The organism is Micromonospora sp. NPDC047074 (genome assembly GCF_040643815.1).
Lineage (GTDB): Bacteria > Actinomycetota > Actinomycetes > Mycobacteriales > Micromonosporaceae > Micromonospora.
Window position 1 is genome coordinate 384,688 of the sequence record NZ_JBEYVB010000002.1, and the last position, 18,029, is coordinate 402,716.

The 18,029-nt window shown below is 75.4% G+C and carries 18 protein-coding genes; 9 read left to right on the forward strand and 9 right to left on the reverse strand.

Annotation, left to right across the window (positions count from 1 at the left end):
• The first annotated feature begins 57 nt into the window (after positions 1-57).
• The 8 genes from nfi (at position 58) to ahcY (ending at position 8,971) form a co-directional block, all read left to right on the forward strand.
• Positions 58-708 (forward strand): deoxyribonuclease V, encoded by a 651-nt coding sequence (nfi, locus tag ABZ809_RS05435; protein WP_357561461.1) that lies wholly within the window; start codon positions 58-60, stop codon positions 706-708.
• A gap of 156 nt (positions 709-864) precedes the next feature.
• Positions 865-2,049, forward strand: coding sequence for a hypothetical protein (locus ABZ809_RS05440; protein ID WP_357561156.1), 1,185 nt, complete (start codon positions 865-867; stop codon positions 2,047-2,049).
• Between the two features lie 69 nt (positions 2,050-2,118).
• A complete protein-coding gene (locus tag ABZ809_RS05445) occupies positions 2,119-3,504 on the forward strand; it encodes a phosphomannomutase/phosphoglucomutase (protein WP_357561157.1) in 1,386 nt (461 codons plus the stop codon).
• Positions 3,505-3,566: 62 nt separating this feature from the next.
• On the forward strand, positions 3,567-3,752 hold the full coding sequence (locus ABZ809_RS05450; RefSeq protein ID WP_357082993.1) for a Trm112 family protein: 186 nt from the start codon (positions 3,567-3,569) through the stop codon (positions 3,750-3,752).
• Positions 3,749-4,945 carry an SIS domain-containing protein gene (locus ABZ809_RS05455; protein ID WP_357561158.1) on the forward strand — a complete coding sequence of 399 codons (1,197 nt, stop codon included), beginning with the start codon at positions 3,749-3,751 and terminating at the stop codon, positions 4,943-4,945. Before ABZ809_RS05450 ends, ABZ809_RS05455 begins: the two co-directional genes overlap by 4 nt.
• A gap of 43 nt (positions 4,946-4,988) precedes the next feature.
• Complete coding sequence (locus tag ABZ809_RS05460) at positions 4,989-6,002, forward strand: cation diffusion facilitator family transporter (RefSeq protein ID WP_357561159.1); 1,014 nt, start codon at positions 4,989-4,991, stop codon at positions 6,000-6,002.
• Positions 6,003-6,005: 3 nt separating this feature from the next.
• On the forward strand, positions 6,006-7,169 hold the full coding sequence (gene manA, locus ABZ809_RS05465) for a mannose-6-phosphate isomerase, class I (protein ID WP_357561160.1): 1,164 nt from the start codon (positions 6,006-6,008) through the stop codon (positions 7,167-7,169).
• Positions 7,170-7,471: 302 nt separating this feature from the next.
• Entirely contained in the window at positions 7,472-8,971 is a 1,500-nt protein-coding gene (gene ahcY / locus ABZ809_RS05470) for an adenosylhomocysteinase (protein WP_357561161.1), read from the forward strand.
• Between the two features lie 73 nt (positions 8,972-9,044).
• Here the strand turns inward: ahcY and ABZ809_RS05475 are convergent, their stop codons facing one another.
• The 4 genes from ABZ809_RS05475 to ABZ809_RS05490 form a co-directional block, all read right to left on the reverse strand.
• On the reverse strand, positions 9,045-9,203 hold the full coding sequence (locus ABZ809_RS05475) for a hypothetical protein (protein ID WP_357561162.1): 159 nt from the start codon (positions 9,201-9,203) through the stop codon (positions 9,045-9,047).
• The gene (locus tag ABZ809_RS05480) at positions 9,200-10,072 is read right to left on the reverse strand and encodes a tetratricopeptide repeat protein (RefSeq protein WP_357561163.1); all 873 of its coding nucleotides are present in this window, start codon (positions 10,070-10,072) and stop codon (positions 9,200-9,202) included. Before ABZ809_RS05480 ends, ABZ809_RS05475 begins: the two co-directional genes overlap by 4 nt.
• Positions 10,069-10,512: a hypothetical protein gene (locus ABZ809_RS05485; RefSeq protein WP_357561164.1), complete on the reverse strand. Its 444-nt coding sequence runs from the start codon at positions 10,510-10,512 to the stop codon at positions 10,069-10,071. Before ABZ809_RS05485 ends, ABZ809_RS05480 begins: the two co-directional genes overlap by 4 nt.
• An 85-nt stretch (positions 10,513-10,597) precedes the next feature.
• Entirely contained in the window at positions 10,598-11,710 is a 1,113-nt protein-coding gene (locus ABZ809_RS05490) for an RDD family protein (protein WP_357561165.1), read from the reverse strand.
• A 33-nt stretch (positions 11,711-11,743) separates the two neighbouring features.
• On the opposite strand from ABZ809_RS05490, the gene ABZ809_RS05495 reads away from it, so the two are divergent.
• Entirely contained in the window at positions 11,744-12,703 is a 960-nt protein-coding gene (locus tag ABZ809_RS05495) for a stage II sporulation protein M (protein ID WP_357561166.1), read from the forward strand.
• 93 nt (positions 12,704-12,796) lie between these two features.
• On the opposite strand, the gene ABZ809_RS05500 is transcribed toward ABZ809_RS05495, so the two are convergent.
• From ABZ809_RS05500 to ABZ809_RS05520, 5 genes are read right to left on the reverse strand one after another with little or no spacing between them, the layout of a single operon-like run.
• Positions 12,797-14,107: a DUF58 domain-containing protein gene (locus tag ABZ809_RS05500; protein WP_357561167.1), complete on the reverse strand. Its 1,311-nt coding sequence runs from the start codon at positions 14,105-14,107 to the stop codon at positions 12,797-12,799.
• Positions 14,104-15,096, reverse strand: coding sequence for a MoxR family ATPase (locus ABZ809_RS05505; protein ID WP_357561168.1), 993 nt, complete (start codon positions 15,094-15,096; stop codon positions 14,104-14,106). Before ABZ809_RS05505 ends, ABZ809_RS05500 begins: the two co-directional genes overlap by 4 nt.
• Positions 15,093-16,601: a DUF4350 domain-containing protein gene (locus ABZ809_RS05510; protein WP_357561169.1), complete on the reverse strand. Its 1,509-nt coding sequence runs from the start codon at positions 16,599-16,601 to the stop codon at positions 15,093-15,095. Before ABZ809_RS05510 ends, ABZ809_RS05505 begins: the two co-directional genes overlap by 4 nt.
• On the reverse strand, positions 16,598-17,188 hold the full coding sequence (locus ABZ809_RS05515) for a DUF4129 domain-containing protein (protein ID WP_357561170.1): 591 nt from the start codon (positions 17,186-17,188) through the stop codon (positions 16,598-16,600). The genes ABZ809_RS05510 and ABZ809_RS05515 overlap by 4 nt, the downstream gene beginning before the upstream one ends.
• A complete protein-coding gene (locus ABZ809_RS05520) occupies positions 17,185-18,027 on the reverse strand; it encodes a hypothetical protein (protein WP_357561171.1) in 843 nt (280 codons plus the stop codon). Before ABZ809_RS05520 ends, ABZ809_RS05515 begins: the two co-directional genes overlap by 4 nt.
• Between the last annotated feature and the right edge of the window lie 2 nt (positions 18,028-18,029).

Here is an 18,029-nt window from a genome sequence, read left to right on the forward strand (position 1 = left end):
GGGAAACCGTCGGGCTCCGGGAGTTGGCCGTCCGGTGCCTCGGCGTGGCCGGGCAGCGTGGCGGAGGCGCTGGCCGTGCAGGAGCGGTTGCGGCCACTCGTCGACCTGGTCGGGCCGGGGCCGGCTGAGCCCGCGACGGTCGCCGGCCTGGATGTCGCGTACGCCGAGAGTGGTGACCGGCTCGCGGCGGCCGTGACCGTGCTGGACGCCCGGACGCTCGCGGTGGTCGACTCCGCGGTCAGTGTGGGTCGGCCCGCCTTCGAGTACGTCCCGGGGCTCTTCGCGTTTCGTGAGCTGCCCGCGCTGCTCGACGCGCTCGACCGGCTGACCGTGCGCCCGGAGTTGCTGGTCTGCGACGGGCACGGGCTGGCCCACCCGCGCCGGTTCGGGCTCGCCTGTCACCTGGGCGTGGTGACCGGCCTGCCCGCGATCGGCGTGGGCAAGACGCCGCTGCTGGGGGAGTGGACGCCGCCGGCCGACACGCGCGGCGCGTGGGTGCCGCTGCGCGACGGGGGTGAGATCGTGGGTCGCGTGCTACGTACCCGGGCCGGCGTGAAGCCGGTCTTCGTCAGCGTCGGCCACCGGATGAGCCTCGACAATGCGACCGCCCGGGTGCTGGCGTTGACGCCGCGTTACCGGCTGCCGGAGACCACCCGCACCGCCGACCGGCTCTGCCGCGACGGTTTGGCGGCCACCAGGGGCCTCTGACGGGGCCGGTCAGGTGCCGCGGGACGCGGGACCTGCGGGGCGGCGGTCGGGGTAACGCGGCGCACATCTGGAGCCCTCAATGGCCGAGCCCCGTCAGGGGGCGGTAGTAGCCTGACCGGCGGACCCCCGCCCAGGGGGAGGAACGGCGAGGTGATCATGGCGGTACGTCGGCACGTGGCGCGGTTCGCGACGGTCAGCGCGTTGCTGTGCGGTCTGGTGGCGCTCGGCGCGACGCCGGCGCTCGCCGCTGGCGACCTGGTCCGGGTGCGGTCGTCCGGCAGCTTCACCGCCGGCGGCTCCGCCGGGGGTGCCTCGATCGAGGTCCGAAAGCGCAGCGACGGGTGTGTGCTGCTGCGTACCGCGTTGGGGCTGCGCCTGGCGGGTCTGCCAGCCGACCAGGCCCGCGTGCAGGTCAGCGTGGGTGGCAGCTGGTTTCCGGTGCCGGTCTCCGGCTCCCGGGGGAGCGTGGCCACTGCGGCCACCTCGCCGCTGAACCCGAGGCTCTGCAAGGGCAAGAGCATCACTGTGCGCTACCGGGTGGCGTTCGCGTCGGGCGTGCCGAGCGGCCGGCTGACCGTGGTCGGCGCGGCCACCGACACGCGCGGGCGGTCCATCGGCCGAGCCGCCGTGGCGTCCAAGGTGGTCGGTGGCCGGGCCACGCCGTCGCCGTCGCCCTCGAAGAAGCCGTCGCCGTCGCCGAGCGCGACCGCCGGTGAGGCGCAGGCCGGCGGGCAGGAGCCGACCATGGCCGCTGTCGCCGGCCAGGGCGCGGGTGCCACCAACAACACCGCCGCGGAGGAGAGTTCCTCCGGCGGCTCGATGATCATGTTCTTCGGCATCGCCATGGTCCTCGCGGGGATTCTGCTCATCGTCCTGCTGTTCCGCCGTTCGCGCGGCGAGAAGGAGCCCGCCGACGACCTGGGCCACGTGCCGCTGCCCCGTAACCCCGGCGGCACCACCTACCGTTCCGGGCAGGGCCCGGCCGCCGCCCCCGGCCCACCCGGCCAGGTGTACGGCGGTCAGCAGCCCGCCACCGGCGGCCTGTACGGCGGTGGCCCGTCCGCCCCGCGCCCGGCCGGCGGCGTCTACGGCGGCCCTTCAGTCCCGGAGGCCACCCAGGTGGTGCCCGGTGCGCCCGGCGCCCCGCCGGTGCCGCCCCCGTCCGGCGCCCCGGCTGCGCCCCCGTCCGGCGCCCCGAGTGCGCCCCCGCCCGGTGCCCCGGGTGCGGTGCCACCGGCGCCGGGGTGGCACGCCCGGCCCCCGGCCCCGGGCAAACCCGGTGAGCCGCCGGAGGCCGGTGGTGGCGACCACACCGTGTACATGCCCCGGCTCCCCGGCTGAGCCGGAGCGCGCGGCGCCCCTCCGATACGCTCAGGCCGTTGACGACCTGCGGCGCGAGGAGCGAAACCGGTGTCTGATCTGTCCCAGATCGTGAAGGCCTACGACGTCCGTGGGACGGTGCCGGACCAGTGGGACGAACGTGTCGCCGGGGCCCTCGGCGCGGCCTTCACGCAGGTGCTGAACGGCTTCGGTGAGCACGGCGAGGCAGTGCTCGTCGCGCACGACATGCGTGCCACCGGCCCCGGGCTGGCCGCCGCCTTCGCCGCCGGGGTGCGCGCCGAGGGGCGCACCGTCATCGAGCTGGGCCTCGCCTCGACCGACATGCTCTACTACGCCTCCGGCGCGTTGGGGCTGCCCGGCGCGATGTTCACCGCCAGCCACAACCCGGCGCAGTACAACGGCATCAAGTTGTGCCGCTCCGGCGCCCGCCCGATCGGGCAGGACACCGGGCTGGCCGAGATCCGCGAACGCGCGCAGGCCCTGCTGGAAAAGGACGAGGCCGAGCCGGTGGGCGAGCCGACGGCGCCGGCCGAGCGCCGCGACCTGCTGGCCGACTACGCGGCGTACCTGCGCGAGCTGGTGGACCTCTCCGCCATCCGCCCCCTGAAGGTGGTCGTCGACGCGGGTAACGGCATGGGCGGCTACACCGTCCCGGCCGTGCTCGGCGACACCGTCCTGCCGGCGCTGCCGCTGGAGATCGTGCCGCTCTACTTCGAGCTGGACGGCACCTTCCCCAACCACGAGGCCAACCCGCTGGATCCGGCCAACCTGGTCGACCTCCAGCGCGCGGTGGTCGAACACGGCGCCGACATCGGCCTGGCGTTCGACGGCGACGCCGACCGCTGCTTCGTGATCGACGAGCGCGGCGAGCCGGTCTCGCCGTCGGCGATCACCGCCCTGGTGGCGGCCCGCGAGCTGGCCAAGCACCCCGGCTCGACGGTGATCCACGGCCTGATCACCTCCAGGGCGGTGCCGGAGATCATCCGTGAGCACGGCGGCGAGCCAGTCGTCGCCCGGGTCGGGCACTCCTTCATCAAGGCGGAGATGGCCCGGACGAACGCGATCTTCGGCGGCGAGCACTCCGCCCACTACTACTTCCGGGACTTCTGGTTCGCCGACACCGGCATGCTGGCCGCGCTGCACACCCTGGCGGCCCTGGGTGAGCAGTCGCTGCCGCTGTCCGTGCTGGCCGGCGAGTACGAGCGGTACGTGGCCTCCGGCGAGATCAACTCGACGGTGGCCGACCAGGCCGCCAGGGTGGCCGAGGTGCGGGCCGCGTACCCGCAGGCCGAGCCCGACGAGATGGACGGACTCACCCTGCGCTTCCCGGACGGCGCGTGGTTCAATCTGCGCGCCTCGAACACCGAGCCGCTGCTGCGGCTCAACGTCGAGGCCCCGACGCGGGAGCGGATGACCGCCCTCCGTGACGAGGTGCTCGACCGGGTTCGCCGATAAGATCGCCTGCGCCGGTCGGCACCGCCGATCGGTGAAACCGCATACGTGGAAGGAGCCGCGCCGTGGCCCTGGACCCGCAGTTGCTGGAAATCCTCGCCTGTCCGGACACGCATCACGCCCCGCTCGACTACGACGCGCAGGCGCAGACGCTGACCTGCACCGAGTGCGGCCGGATCTTCGAGGTCCGCGACGACGTGCCGGTGCTGCTGCTGGACGAGGCGCGCGGCGGCCCCGCGGAGCAGTCGTGATCGACGGTACGGCCGGGGTCAGCGGCCACCGCGAGCCCGACGAGGCGCTCCTCGACAACCCGGACGCGCTCGCCGAGCACGACCCGGGCGGCATGCTGCGGCACACCGCCTCCGCCGGGGCACAGGTCCGCGAGACGGCCGCACTGGCCGCCGAGGCCAACCTCCAGGTGCTCGCCGACGAGGGCCGCCCCCGGGCGGTCGTCATCGCCGGCATCGGCACCGCCGGGCGTACGGGCGACGTGCTGGCCACCGTCGCCGGGCCGCGCTGCCCGGTGCCGGTCATCCCGCACCGCAGCGCGGGCGTGCCCGGCTGGGTGGGCGCCGCCGACGTGGTCATCGCCGTCAGCGCGTCCGGCCGCAGCCCTGAGGCGCTCGGCGCCGCCGAGGCCGCGCACCGGCGGGGCGCCAGGCTGGTCGCCGTCGGGGCGCCCGACTCGCAGTTGCAGTCCGTGGCCGAGCGGGCCCGGGCGCCGTTCATCCCGGTGCCCCGGCGTGCCCCGGCCCGGGCCAGTCTCTGGGCGCTCACCGTCCCGGTCCTGCTCGCCGCCCGTACGCTCGGCCTCGTCAAGGTCAACGAGGCGGACCTGGCGGAGACCGCGGCGCGGCTGGACGCGGACGCCGACCGCTGCCGCTCGACGGCCGAGTCCTTCGTCAACCCGGCGAAGTCGCTGGCCCTGGGCCTGGCCGGCTCGGTGCCGATCGTCTGGGGGTCGTCGCCGCTGGCCACCGTCGCGGCCCGCCGGTTCGGCGACACCCTGTCCGCCAACGCCCGCTACCCGGTGGTCAGCGGGGCGCTCGGCGAGGCCGGGCGCGGGCGGGTGGGCCTGCTCGACGGCGTGTTCGGCGGTCTGGCCGAGGGGGAGCGGGACATCTTCGCCGACCCCGACGACGAGGCGCCGGGGGGCACCCGGCTGCGGCTGGTGCTGCTGCGGGACGGCGGCCTGAACCCGGAGGACGACGCCGACGAGCCCCTCGACGTCGAGGAGCGCCGCGCGGACGCGCTGCAGACCCTCGCCGAGCGGCGGGGGGTGCGCTGCGACGTGGTGACCGCCGAGGGCGGCTCCGCGCTGGAGCGGCTCGCCTCGCTGGTCGCCGTCCCGGATTTCGCCTCGATCTATCTCGCGCTGGCGCACGGACTGGACCCGATGGCCGTGCCGGCCATCACCGAGATGAAGGAGCTGGCAAACCAGTGAGCGATAGCAGGGAACGGGCCGCGCGGCGGAACGGAGCGACGGCGTGAGCGCCAACGGTGGTACGAAGGCGATCGTCGCCGCCCTGCTGGCCAACGCCGGCATCGCCGTCACCAAGTTCGTCGCGTTCCTGCTGACCGGCTCGTCGTCGATGCTGGCCGAGTCGATCCACTCGGTCGCCGACTCCGGCAACCAGGGCCTGCTGCTGCTCGGCGGGCGGCGGGCCAAGCGCGCGGCCACCCCGCAGCACCCCTTCGGCTACGGCCGCGAGCGCTACATCTACGCGTTCATCGTGTCCATCGTGCTGTTCAGCGTCGGTGGCCTGTTCGCCCTCTACGAGGCGTACCACAAGTTCTCGCACCCGGAGCCGATCACGAGCTGGCAGTGGGTGCCGATCACCGTCCTGGTGGTCGCGATCATCATGGAGACGTTCTCCTTCCGCACCGCGATCGTGGAGTCCAACCTCGTCCGCGGCAACCAGTCCTGGGTGAGGTTCGTACGGCGGGCCAAGGCGCCCGAGCTGCCGGTGGTGCTGCTGGAGGACCTGGGCGCGCTGGTCGGTCTGGTGTTCGCGCTCTTCGGCGTCGGGATGACGCTGATCACCGGCAACGGTCGGTGGGACGCCATCGGCACCGGGATGATCGGTGTGCTGCTGGTGGCGATCGCGATCATCCTCGCCATCGAGACCAAGAGCCTGCTGCTCGGCGAGGGCGCCGAGGCGCACGACGTCACGGCCATCGAGAAGGCGGTCACCGAGGGGCCCGAGTTCGAGCGGATCATCCACATGAAGACGCTCTACCTCGGCCCCGAGGAGCTGATGGTGGCCGCCAAGGTCGCCGTGCCGGCCGGCAACACCGCGGAGGTGCTGGCCCGCAGCATCAACACCGTCGAGACCCGGATCCGGGCGGCCGTACCGGCCGCGCGGGTGATCTACCTGGAGCCGGACATCTACAGCGTCGCCGCCGAGCGGGCGGGCACCGGGAGCGCGTCGCCGTACGCCGCGTCGGGCTCCGAGCCGGGCTCCGAGTCGGGTGAGGTCGCGGAGCGGGCCGGGAGCTGACCGGTGGAACTGCTGCACGGACCGATCCGGGACTACGCCTGGGGTTCCCGCTCGGCGATCGCCGAGTTGCAGGGGCGACCGGTGCCCAGCGACGGACCAGAGGCCGAGCTGTGGCTGGGCGCCCACCCGGGCGGCCCGGCCACTGTCGACCGCGACGGTGACCGGGTCAGCCTGACCGACCTGCTGCTCGCCGAGCCGGCACACTGGCTCGGCGAGCGGCTGGTCGGCCGGTTCGGCATCCGGCTGCCGTTCCTGCTCAAGGTGCTCGCCGCGGACGCCCCGCTGAGCCTCCAGGCGCACCCGGACGCCGAGCAGGCCCGCGCCGGGCACGCCGCCGACGTGGCCCGCCCCGAGGGGCAGCGCAACTACGTCGACCCGTACCACAAACCGGAGCTGCTGGTCGCGCTCTCGCCGATGGAGGCGTTGTGCGGGTTCCGGGAGCCGGCGGAGGCGGCGGCGGTGCTGGCCGCCTTCGGCGTACCCGGGCTGGAGCCGGTGCTGGCGGCGCTGCGCACCGGCCCGGCGGGGCTGCGGGACGCCGTACGGCTGCTGCTGACCTGGCCCGCCGACGGGCGCGACGCGCTGGTGGCGGCCGTGGCGTCGGCACCGGTCGCGGGGCCGGACGCGGAGCTGGCCCGGGAGTTGGCCGCCGCCTACCCGGGCGACCCGGGGGTGCTGGTGGCGATGCTGCTCAACCGGGTGCGGCTGGCGCCCGGGGAGGCGATCTGGATGCCGGCCGGCAACCTGCACGCCTACCTGCGCGGCACCGGCGTGGAGATCATGGCGGCCAGCGACAACGTGCTGCGCGGCGGGCTGACGCCGAAGCGGGTGGACGTGGACGAGCTGCTGCGGGTGCTGCGCTTCGAGGTGCTCCACGATCCCGTGGTGCCGCCGCTGGAGGTCGCCCCGGGGCTGGTCACCTGGCCGGTGCCGGTGGAGGATTTCGCGCTGCACCGGGTGACGGTGGGCGCGGGGCTGCCGGAGGTGACGGTCCCGGTGCCCGGGCCGCGGGTGGTGCTGTGCCGCGCCGGCGAGGTCTCCGTCGACGACGGGGCCGGCGGGGTGACGCTCGGGCCGGGGCGGGCCGCGGTCGGGACGGCGGCGGGTGGGCCGCTGCGCCTGGCGGGCGCGGGTGAGGCGTACGTCGCGAGCTGCGGCCTGCGCTGACCGGCGCGCGGACCAAAGGGCAAGTCCGACTTTCCCGGAATCACTTGACTCGACGTTGACTGAATGTGACTCTGTAAGTGCGCAGCGTTACCGCGACGACGGTCCGGGAACGCGCGTGGGGGAACCAAACCGGGGGGATGCACGGGGCGGGCGGCTGGTGGACGGGGGCTCTGTCCACGACCGACCGCCCCGTGCGCTGTCCATTGATGTCTTCGTGCTCTCTTCACCGGCCGGTCCTCGTGGCGGCGGTTCGCGAGCGTAAGGTGAATGGTCGCGCAGCACATCGTCCGACAGGAGATTTCATGACCAGCACCCTCCCGGCGTCCGCCAGCGGCACGCCGTCCGAGGCCCGGCCGAGCACTCTCGCCGAGGGCGACTACAAGGTGGCGGATCTGTCGCTCGCCGAGTTCGGGCGTAAGGAGATCCAGCTCGCCGAGCACGAGATGCCCGGCCTGATGGCGATCCGGCGCGAGTTCGCCGACGCCCAGCCGCTCGCCGGTGCCCGGGTCACCGGGTCGCTGCACATGACCATCCAGACCGCCGTCCTGATCGAGACCCTCGTCGCGCTCGGCGCGCAGGTCCGCTGGGCGTCCTGCAACATCTTCTCCACCCAGGACCACGCCGCCGCCGCGATCGTGGTCGGCCCGGAGGGCACCCCCGAGGCCCCGGCCGGCGTCCCGGTCTACGCCTGGAAGGGCGAGAGCCTGGAGGAGTACTGGTGGTGCACCGAGCAGGTGCTCGCCTGGCCCGACGGGCAGGGCCCGAACATGATCCTCGACGACGGCGGCGACGCCACGCTGCTGGTGCACAAGGGTGCCGAGTTCGAGAAGGCCGGCTCCGTTCCGCCGGTCGAGTCCGCCGACTCCGAGGAGTACGCGGTCATCCTCGGCGTGCTGCACCGCTCGCTCGCCGAGGACAACCAGCGGTGGACCCGGATCGCCGCCGGCATCAAGGGCGTGACCGAGGAGACCACCACCGGCGTGCACCGGCTCTACGAGATGCACCGCGCCGGCACCCTGCTCTTCCCCGCCATCAACGTCAACGACTCGGTGACGAAGAGCAAGTTCGACAACAAGTACGGCTGCCGCCACTCGCTCATCGACGGCATCAACCGGGCCACCGACGTGCTGATCGGCGGCAAGATGGCGGTCGTGCTCGGCTACGGCGACGTCGGCAAGGGCTGCGCCGAGTCGCTGCGCGGCCAGGGCGCCCGGGTCGTGGTGACCGAGGTCGACCCGATCTGCGCGCTCCAGGCCGCGATGGACGGCTACCAGGTCGCCACCCTGGACGACGTGGTCGAGCAGGCGGACATCTTCATCACCGCCACCGGCTGCTTTGACGTCATCACCAACGAGCACATGGCCCGGATGAAGCACCAGGCCATCGTCGGCAACATCGGCCACTTCGACAACGAGATCGACATGGCCGGCCTGGCGAAGCGTTCGGACGTCGAGCGGGTCAACATCAAGCCGCAGGTCGACCTCTGGAAGTTCGCCGACGGGCACGCGATCATCGTGCTGTCGGAGGGCCGCCTGCTCAACCTGGGCAACGCCACCGGCCACCCGAGCTTCGTGATGTCGAACTCGTTCGCCAACCAGACGATCGCCCAGATCGAGCTGTTCACGAAGACCGAGGAATACCCGACCGGCGTCTACGTGCTGCCCAAGCACCTCGACGAGAAGGTCGCCCGGCTGCACCTGGACGCGCTCGGCGCCAAGCTGAGCACCCTCACCAAGGAGCAGGCCAGCTACCTCGGCATCGCCGTGGAAGGCCCGTTCAAGCCGGACCACTACCGGTACTGACCGACCCCGCCCGACCGGGCCGGCCGCCTTCCGCAGGCGCCGGCCCGGTCGGCTTTTGCGGGCGGCCCGCCGGTCAGTCCGGGCGGGAGCGGCGGCGGCCCGGACGGACCCAGCTCCACACGCACCAGACGAGCCAGGCCAGCGAGACGATGGCGGCCAGCGTGGACAGGCGCAGCGCGTCGAGCAGCAGCACCACGGCGAGAACGGCCAGCCAGGGCCAGAACGCCCTCATGCCCGCCACCGGCCGAGCACCATCCGCCGGACCAGCGGCGGAGCGATCCACGACCAGACGCAGAAGAGCAGCCAGGCCAGGCCGAACAGGCCCGCGAGGACCTTCAGCCCGATGGCGTTGAGCAGCACGATCAGCCCGACCGCGAGCAGCCACGTGCGGAACATCCCCAGCCGGTAGAGCGGGCGCAACGGCAGCAGCAGCGGGTGCGCGTGTACCCGGGACTCCCAGGCCGCGTCGGCGTAGTCGGTGTCGGCCGGGGCCTGCGCCGTCGCCTGGCCGAAGGCGCGGTGCGCGGTGCCCACCCGGCCGCGCCGGGCGGCGGCGACACCGTGCAGGGCGAGCGCCGCGGGGTTGCCGGGCCACGCCCCGAGGAACTCCTGGGCGATCCGTTCGGCCGCGCGGTCGTCGCCCCGCACGTACGCGATCTGGAACCGGGAGGCGAACACGGCCGGCGCCTCCGGTGCGAGCGCCGCCGCGCGGGCCGCCAGGCGCTCCGCCTTGTCGGTCTGGCCCACGGCGGCGCAGAGATCGGCGTACTGGCAGAGCAGCCACGGGTTCTCCGGCTCGATGGCTAGCGCGTCGAGCAGCGCCCGCTCGGCGGGGGCGTGCTCGCGGCGGTGGCGCAGCGCCAGGCCGAGCCGCCCGAGCAGCTCGGCGTCGGGGCCGCTCTCGGCGAGCCCCTGCCGGGCGACGGTGACCACGTCGTCCCAGCGGTCGAGCACGGTCAGCGCCGCCGCCCGCAGCCGGAACGCGGCCTGGCTGGTGGCCAACCCGGCGGGTAGCCGGTCGACCTCCGCCAGGGCCTGCTCCGGCCGGTTCACCTCCAGCAGTTGGGCCACCCGGGCGAGCTGCGTCTCCGGCCCGGTCACGCGGCGGCCACCAGGAGGACCAGGATCGCCTCGGCGAACCCGAGCACGAGCACCGCCCCGAGGCCCGGCAGCCACAGCGACGCGGGCTCGCCGCCGCTCAGCTCGTACGCCCGGAACCGGCGCTTCTGCGTGGCGGCGGCCACGAGCCAGACCAGCCCGCCGGCCAGCGCCCCGACCAGCCGGACAGGACGGTCGGCCCCGTCGTCGAAGATCGCGAGCGTGACCACCAACCGGGCGGCGAGCCCGGCCGACCCGGTGCCGAGAACCGCCAGTTGCTCCCGGCGGGGCACCCCCAGCCGACGCCCGTTGAGCAGGGCCAGCACGGTGCCGGCCGTCGGGCCGCCGAACACGGCGGGATAGAGCAGCGACTGTGGTCGCCACGGCGGTCGGCGCGCCTCGGCGGCCGGCGCGATCGTGGGGGTGAACAGGTCGTCGGCCACTGTGGTCCCGTCTCGGTAGGGGCGAGCCGGATCCTGCCACAGCCGGCCGTCGTGCGCCTCCCCCGGCCGCCTCAGGTCCGGGCGCTCAGGCGCCGGGCGTCGGCCCGTCCTCCCGCGTCGACGCGGCGACTGCCGGTCGTACCGCCGGCCCGGTCTGCGCGGGCACTGCGGGCCCCGCCACCAGGGCGGGGTCGGGCACGGCCGGGCGGACCGGGCCGGCGGCCACCTCAGGCCCGGGAACGGCGGCGGGCGGCGGGGCCGCCCCGGCCGCCGCAGGTGGTCCGGCCGGAGCCGGCGGTGCGGGCGGTCCGGCCGGAGCCGGCAGCGTGGGCGGGCCGGCCGTCAGCTCCGGCCAGAGTGTCGCGGCGACCGCCCGGCCCCGCCCCAGCCGGTGCCCGGCCCGCCGGTGCCGCTCGCCGAGGACCGCGGCCAGGTAGACCGACTCGGGCATGCCCGGAGGCGGAGGCGGCGTGGTCACCGCGGAGATCTCGGCCCACAGGCCGCGCCCCAGCCGCCCGCGCGCCGGCTCCGCGAGCTGGTGCACCCGGGCCAGGTACTGCCGGGCGGCCAGTGCCAGGCCGTCGTCGAGCCGGCTCAGGTCCGCCGTCGACGCCCAGCCGACCAGCGCGGGCACCGCCGTCGGGACAGGCCGCCAGGCGGTCGCCGCCCGGGTGTGCACGACAAGCGTGCCCGCCACCAGGTCGCCCAGCCGGCGCCCGCGCCGGTCGGTCAGCATCACCGACACCCCGGCCACCCAGCTCAGCAGCGGCAGCACCAGGCCGGGCCACTCGACCGCCACGCCGACCAGCGCCCGGATCAGCGACTGCCGTGCCCCGACCGGGGCGCCGTCGGCGCTGACCACGCGCAGCCCGACCGCCATCTTGCCCAGCGTGCGGCCGTGGTTGAACCGCTCGCAGAGCACCGGGTAGCCGACCAGCACCAGGATCAGACCCACCGTGGCGAGCCCACCGGCCAGCGCCTCGTCGACCAGCCCCTCGGGCAGGCCGAGCAACGCGGCGCCGACGCTCACCGTCAGTGCCAGCATGAGGGCCGCCTGAGCCAGGACGTCGAGCAGCAGCGCGAGCACCCGGGACCCGATCCGAGCAGCCCGCACGTCCAGCTCCACGGCCTCCCCGCTGACCAGCCCGGCGTCGCCCCAGTGGGCGGGCCGCACCGGCGGTCGTGGTTGCGCTCTCACCCCGACAGTGAACACTATGATCGCCGGACGGGGGTGGTGGTGGATCTCGACGCGTACGTCGCGGAACACGGCGGCGAGTGGCGGCGGCTGGAGGAGCTCGCCGGCCGGGGCCGGCTCGACGCCGCCGAGGTCGACGAGCTGGTCGCCCTCTACCAGCGGGCGACCACCCAGCTGTCGGTGCTGCGCAGCCGCTCACCCGACCCGGCGCTGGTCGGCCAGCTCTCCCAGGTGGTGCTGCGGGCCCGGGCCCGGCTCACCGGCCGCCCGCGCCCGTCGTGGTCGGCGGTCGGGCGGTTCTTCGTGGTCGGCTTTCCCGGCGCGGTCTACCGCGCCTGGCCCTGGTGGTGCGGGGTGGCGACCGGGTTCAGCCTGCTCAGCTTCTTCCTGATCTGGTACGTCGCGGGCAACCCGGAGACGGCGGGAGCGTTCATCGGCGACGAGGCGGCCGCCGACCTGGTCGAGTCCGGCTTCGCCGGCTACTACACGGAGTTCTCCGCGCCGACGTTCGCCTTCCACCTGTGGACGCACAACGCCTGGCTCGCCGCCCAGTGCCTCGCCGCCGGGGTGCTGATCGTCCCGGTGCTCTACCTGCTCTGGCAGAACGCGCTCAACATCGGCGTGGTCGGAGGCGTCATGGTCGCCTACGGCCGGTCGGACGTCTTCTTCGGCCTGATCACCCCGCACGGGCTGCTGGAGCTGACCGGGGTCTTCGTGGCCGCCGGGGTGGGCCTGCGCATCGGCTGGGCGTGGATCGCTCCGCCGACGCAGCTCACCCGGGGGCAGGCGGTGGCCCGGGCCGGACGCGAGGGCGTCCTGGTCGCCGTCGGGCTGGTGGGGCTCTTCGCGGTCTCCGCCCTCATCGAGGCGTTCGTGACCCCCGCGCCCGTGCCGGTGCCGCTCCGCGTCGCGCTGGGCGCCGCCGTCTGGCTCGCCTTCGGAGCGTACGTGGTGATCCTCGGCCGCCGCGCCACCCACCCACCTAGCTCTCGTTGATCATGACGTTGTCGCCGTGACACGCCGGGTGGACGGGCGATAACGTCATGATCAACGGGAGCTGCCGATCGGGGGCGTGGGCGCGGGCGGGGGTCAGAGTTGGCCCAGGGACTTGAGGCGGAGGTAGGTGTCGGCCAGGGTGGGGGCCAGGCGGCCGGCTGGAGCGTCTACTACCGTCACGCCGTAGCGGCCCAGGGCGGCCCGCACCCGGTCGCGTTCGGCTAGGGCCCGCCAGGCCGCCGCCGCCGCGTAGGCGTCCCCGGGGCGTTCCGGGGTGGCCGTGGTGAGGGCGGTCAGCACCGGGTCGTGCGTCGCCGCGACCACCACCCGGTGCCGGGCGGCCAGCCGGGGGAGGACCGGCAGCAGCCCCTCCCCGATGGCGCCCGCCTCCAGCGCGGTGAAGAGCACCACCAGGCTGCGCTGGCGCTGCCGGCGCAGCAGTTCGCCGGCGATCATGTCGAAGTCCGTCTCGGCCAGCGTCGGCTGGAGCGGCGCGAGGGCGTGCACCACCCGGGGGAGCAGGGTCGGCCCGCCGGAGCCGGTCACCGTGGCCCGGACGGCCGTGTCGGCGGCGAGCACGTCGACCCGGTCGCCGGCGCGGGCGGCGAGGGCGGTGAGCAGCAACGCCGCGTCGATCGAGGTGTCCAGCCGGGGCTCGTCGCCGACCCGCACCGCCGACGTCCGGCCGGTGTCCAGCACGCACACCAGCCGTCGGTCCCGCTCCGGTCGCCAGGTGCGTACCAGCACGTCGGCCCGGCGCGCGCTGGCCCGCCAGTCGATCGACCGCACGTCGTCGCCCACCACGTACTCGCGGAGGGTGTCGAACTCGGTGCCCTGCCCACGCCCCCGGCTCACCTGGGTGCCGTCGATCACCCGCAGCCGGGACAGCTTCTCGGGCAGGTGCCGGCGGGAGTCGAAGCGGGGCAGCACGCGCAGCGTCCACGGTGGGGTGGCCGGCCGGCCGGAGCGCTGCCGGAACCCGAGCCCCAGCGGCCCGAAGGAGCGGACGGTGACCGCCACCGCCGGCCGGTCGCCCCGCCGCAGGGGGGTGAGCCGGCTGGGCAGCGCCACCGTCGCGCCCGGCTCGACGTGCACGAGCCGCGCCGGGGGCACGTCGGGGCGGGCGCCGGCGGAGGGCACCCAGGCGTCGCGGACGCGCGCCCGCAGCGTACGGCCGGAGGTGTTGTGCAGCAGGAGCGCGACGGTGGCGGTGCCGCCGAGCCGGACCGCGCGGTCCCCCTGCCGGGCGGCCGTGAGCGCGGCCGGCGGCGCGGCCAGCGCCCGGTCGAGCAGCACCAGCAGCAGCACCGACCCGGTCATCACCAGCAGCCCGGCGAACGGCGCCGGCCAGGCCGGCAGGGTCAGCGCGCCGACCGCCAGCAGGAGCGCCGCCCGCCAGGTCATCGGGGCGTCGGCACGGTGGCGAGCACCGTGTCCAGCACCGCGTCCACGCTGACGCCCTCCAGCTCCACCTCGGGGCGCAGCCGCAGCCGGTGCCGCAGCGTCGGCCGGGCGACCGCCTTCACGTCGTCCGGGACGACGTGGTCCCGACCGGCCAGCCAGGCCCACGCCTTGGCCGTGGTGAGCAACGCGGTGGCACCCCGGGGTGAGGCCCCCAGCTCCAGCGCCGGGGTGCTGCGGGTGGCCCGGCAGAGGTCGACGATGTAGCCGAAGAGCGGCTCGGCCATGTGCACCCGGCCGACCGCGGCCCGGGCGGCGTTCAGATCGGCCGCGCTGGCCACCGGCCGTACGCCGGCGGCGGTCAGGTCGCGCGGGTCGAAGCCGGCGTGGTGCGCGCGGAGCACGCCCAGTTCCTCCTCCCGGCTGGGCAGCGGCACGGTGAGCTTGAGCAGGAACCGGTCGAGCTGCGCCTCCGGCAGCGGATAGGTGCCCTCGTACTCGATCGGGTTCTGGGTGGCGGCGACGATGAACGGGTCGGGCAGCGGTCGCCGGTCGCCCTCGACCGAGACCTGCCGTTCCTCCATCACCTCCAGCAGCGCCGACTGGGTCTTCGGCGGCGTCCGGTTGATCTCGTCGGCGAGCAGCAGGTTGGTGAAGACCGGGCCCTCGCGGAAGGTGAAGGCGGCGGTGTGCGGGTCGAAGATCAGCGAGCCGGTGACGTCGCCCGGCATCAGGTCGGGGGTGAACTGCACCCGCTTGGACCCCAGGTCGAGGGCGGTGGCCACGGTGCGGATCAGCAGGGTCTTGGCCACCCCCGGTACGCCCTCCAGCAGCACGTGCCCGCGGCAGAGCAGGGCGATCACCAGGCCGGTGACGACCGCGTCCTGCCCGACGACCGCCTTGGCGACCTCGGCGCGCAGCCGGTGCAGGGCCGCGCGGGGGTCGTCGGGGCCGGTGGTCAGCGGCTCGGCGGTGCCGGCGGGTCGGGTCACCGGGGTTCTCCTTCGGGTCGGTGCGGGTACGGCGGGTCGGCCGGGGGCGGCCCGTCGGCGGCCTGCGGTGCGGCGGCCGGGGGCGGCCCGTCGGCGGGCTGCGGTGCGACCGCGTTGGTCAGCCGGTCCAGCGCGCGGGCCAGGTCCAGCAGTTCCTCGTCGGTCGCGGGCGCGCCGCCGTGGAGCGTCTCGTCGGCCCAGCGGGGATCGTCGCCGGTGCGGGCGGCTACGGCGGCGGCCACCTCGGCCGGCGGGGCGGTCGGCGGCAGGTGCAGCCGGGGCAGCAGGCGGTCCAGGGCGGCGGCCCGCAGCGTCCGCGCGGTCGCGTCCCGGGCACCGGCCTTCTCGTAGAGCCGGGCGCGGCCCAGCACCGTCTCCGTTGAACGGACCGTGACCGGCAGCGGCTCCGGTGCCGGAGGGCCCAGCCGGCGCGCCCGCCAGAGCGCGGCCACCAGGGCGGCCAGGGCGAGTTGGGCCAGCAGCGCCCACAGCCAGCCGGGGAAGGCGGACCAGAGCGGGTTGGGCGGGTCGGGCCGGTCGGCCGCCTGGTCGTCGGCGTCCTCGGCGTCGCCCTCGTCCTGGCTCTCGCCGTCACCGTCGGAGTTCCCGCCCGGGCCACCACGGCCGTCCGCGCCGCCGGGGCCGTCGCCGCTGCCGTCGCCCGGCCTGCCGTGCCCGGTGGAGCCGCCCGGCGTCGGCGACCAGCCCGGGCTGCCGTCGTCGCCGGTGCCGAAGGTCGGCGGGGGCGCCGGGCCGTCCAGATCGAGCCACACCACCCGGCCCGGCGTGCCGAGCAGGGCGGTGGCGAAGGCCCGGTTGTCCCACTCGTCGATCCGGTCGTTGCGGAACGGGTCGCTGGCGCCCACGACCACCACGCTCTCGGGAACCCGGAGCAGCCGGGCCAGCCCGCCGTCGAAGCAGAACTGCACGTGCGTCGCCCGGCCCGAGGTGACCGCGTAGCGTTGCAGCCCGACCGCCGCCCGCCCGAGCTGCGCCAGCTCGGGCAGCGGGCAGGGCAGACCCCGCGCGTCGGGCTCCACCGCCTGCGCGGCCCACCGCCGGCCGGTTGGCTTCACCGACAGCGGGATTGCCTCCAGCACCCGCCGTGGCGGGTCCACGAGCACCAGCCTGGTGGCCGAGGGCAGCAAGGCCAACGCGCCGACCGTGTCCGGGTGCAGCAGGGCCGGCGCGGGCACGAAGAGCGTGCCGGGCTCGTCACGGGCGGCCCGCAGCGCGGCCAGCGTGTCCGTCTCCCGTTGCACCGTCACCCCGCGTTCGCGCAGGGCGTCGGCGAGCCGGCTGCCGCCGTCGTCGCCGGTCGCGACCGGGGAGAGGAATCCCCGGTCGCCGGGATCGGGCTGGTCGACCGCGTGGGTGACCAGGGTGGTGGTCAGCAGCAGCGCGGCCAGGCCCAGCGGGATCAGCAGCCGGTGCCGGCGACGTCGCCGTCGGGGGGTGTCGCCCGTGCGTGGCGCCGGTGGGGCGGTGGTGGCCGGTGCGCTCATGGTCGTGGCCCCTCCTCGGGGTCCGCCGGGCGGCCGGTCAGCACCCGGTCCAGGTCGGCGGCGTGTTCCCGCATCCGGCGGTCGTGCTCGACGGAGGCAGGGCGCTGGCCGTACCACAGCTCGGAGAAGATCGCGGCGGCGGCGCCCAGCGGCGGACCGAGCTGCGGCCGGGCGTCCGTCGCGGCCCGCACCACCTCGACGACGGTCATGCCGGGCTGCGGCTGCACCAACCGTCGGGCGACCAGCTCCCGGACCATCGCGCGGAGCCGCTCCCGGACGGACTCGGCGTACCTGCCCTCGGCGGCCAGCCGGTCCGCGAGCGACACGTACGTGGCGGCCGGCAGCTCCGGCTCCGGCTCGCGGGGCGTGGGGACGGCCGGCGGCGGGACGGCCGGCCGCGTGCGCTCGGGGCGACGCCGACGCAGCCGCGGCAACCTGGGCAGCCGCCGGGGCACCCAGGCCGGGAAGGTGTACCAGCCGGCCGCGACCAGCACCGCCGCGAGCACCAGCAGCAGGGCGGCCAGGGGCAGCGGCACCCGGTCGCCGAGTGCCGCCGTGGTCTCGGTCCACCATCGGCTGAGGCTCATCGCCCGACCGCCAGCAGGACGGCCTCCGGCGTGCCCTCCCGGGCCCGGGAGAGCCGGATGTCCAGTCCCTCGGTACGCATCCGGTTCTCCAGGTGCAGCACCGCGTCCAGGCAGGCCAGGGCCGGGTAGGCGACGCTGTTCACGCCCGCCCAGATCGCCATCGACAGCCACCCGGCCCAGGCCCGGTCGACCAGGTCGAGTGAATCCAGCCCGGCGTAGACGCCGATGCCGAGGCCGAGGCGGACGATCCACCAGACCAGGTAGCCGAGCAGCCGGATCCAGCCGGCCCGGCCGCCGCCCCGGACGGCCAGGGCGGCGGCGCGCAACGGGGCGCGCAGCGGGTGCACCCGGTCGACGACGAGGGCCGGCGCCACGGCACCGAGCAGGGCGAAACCGACGATCCAGACCGGCCCGAACAGCGACACCCCGCACATCAGCACGCCCACCAGGGCGGCGAGCAGCCCGGTGGCACCCCAGCGGGCGCCGGCGGGGCGGAGCAGCTCGCGCGGGCCGACGGCGCGGCCGAACAGCGCGGCCCGGGCGGCCCGGGCGGCCGGGTTGCCGAGCAGCAGGACGATCGTCGCCTCGATGGCCGCGCCGACCGCCAGCAGCAGCCAGTACACCCCGAACCGCTCGGATTCCAGGAACCAGACCGGCGGCCCGGTGTCGGCGGCGAGCCGCAGCGGGTAGAGCAGGAGCTGCTCCGCCACGGTCAGCGCGAGGGCGACCGGGACCAGCACCCGGGCCTGGCCGCGCAGCAGCAGGACGGCGGAGTCCAACAGCTCGCCGACGGTGAGAGGACGGCGTGGGAGCACGGCGGTCGGGCCGGCGTCGGGCACGC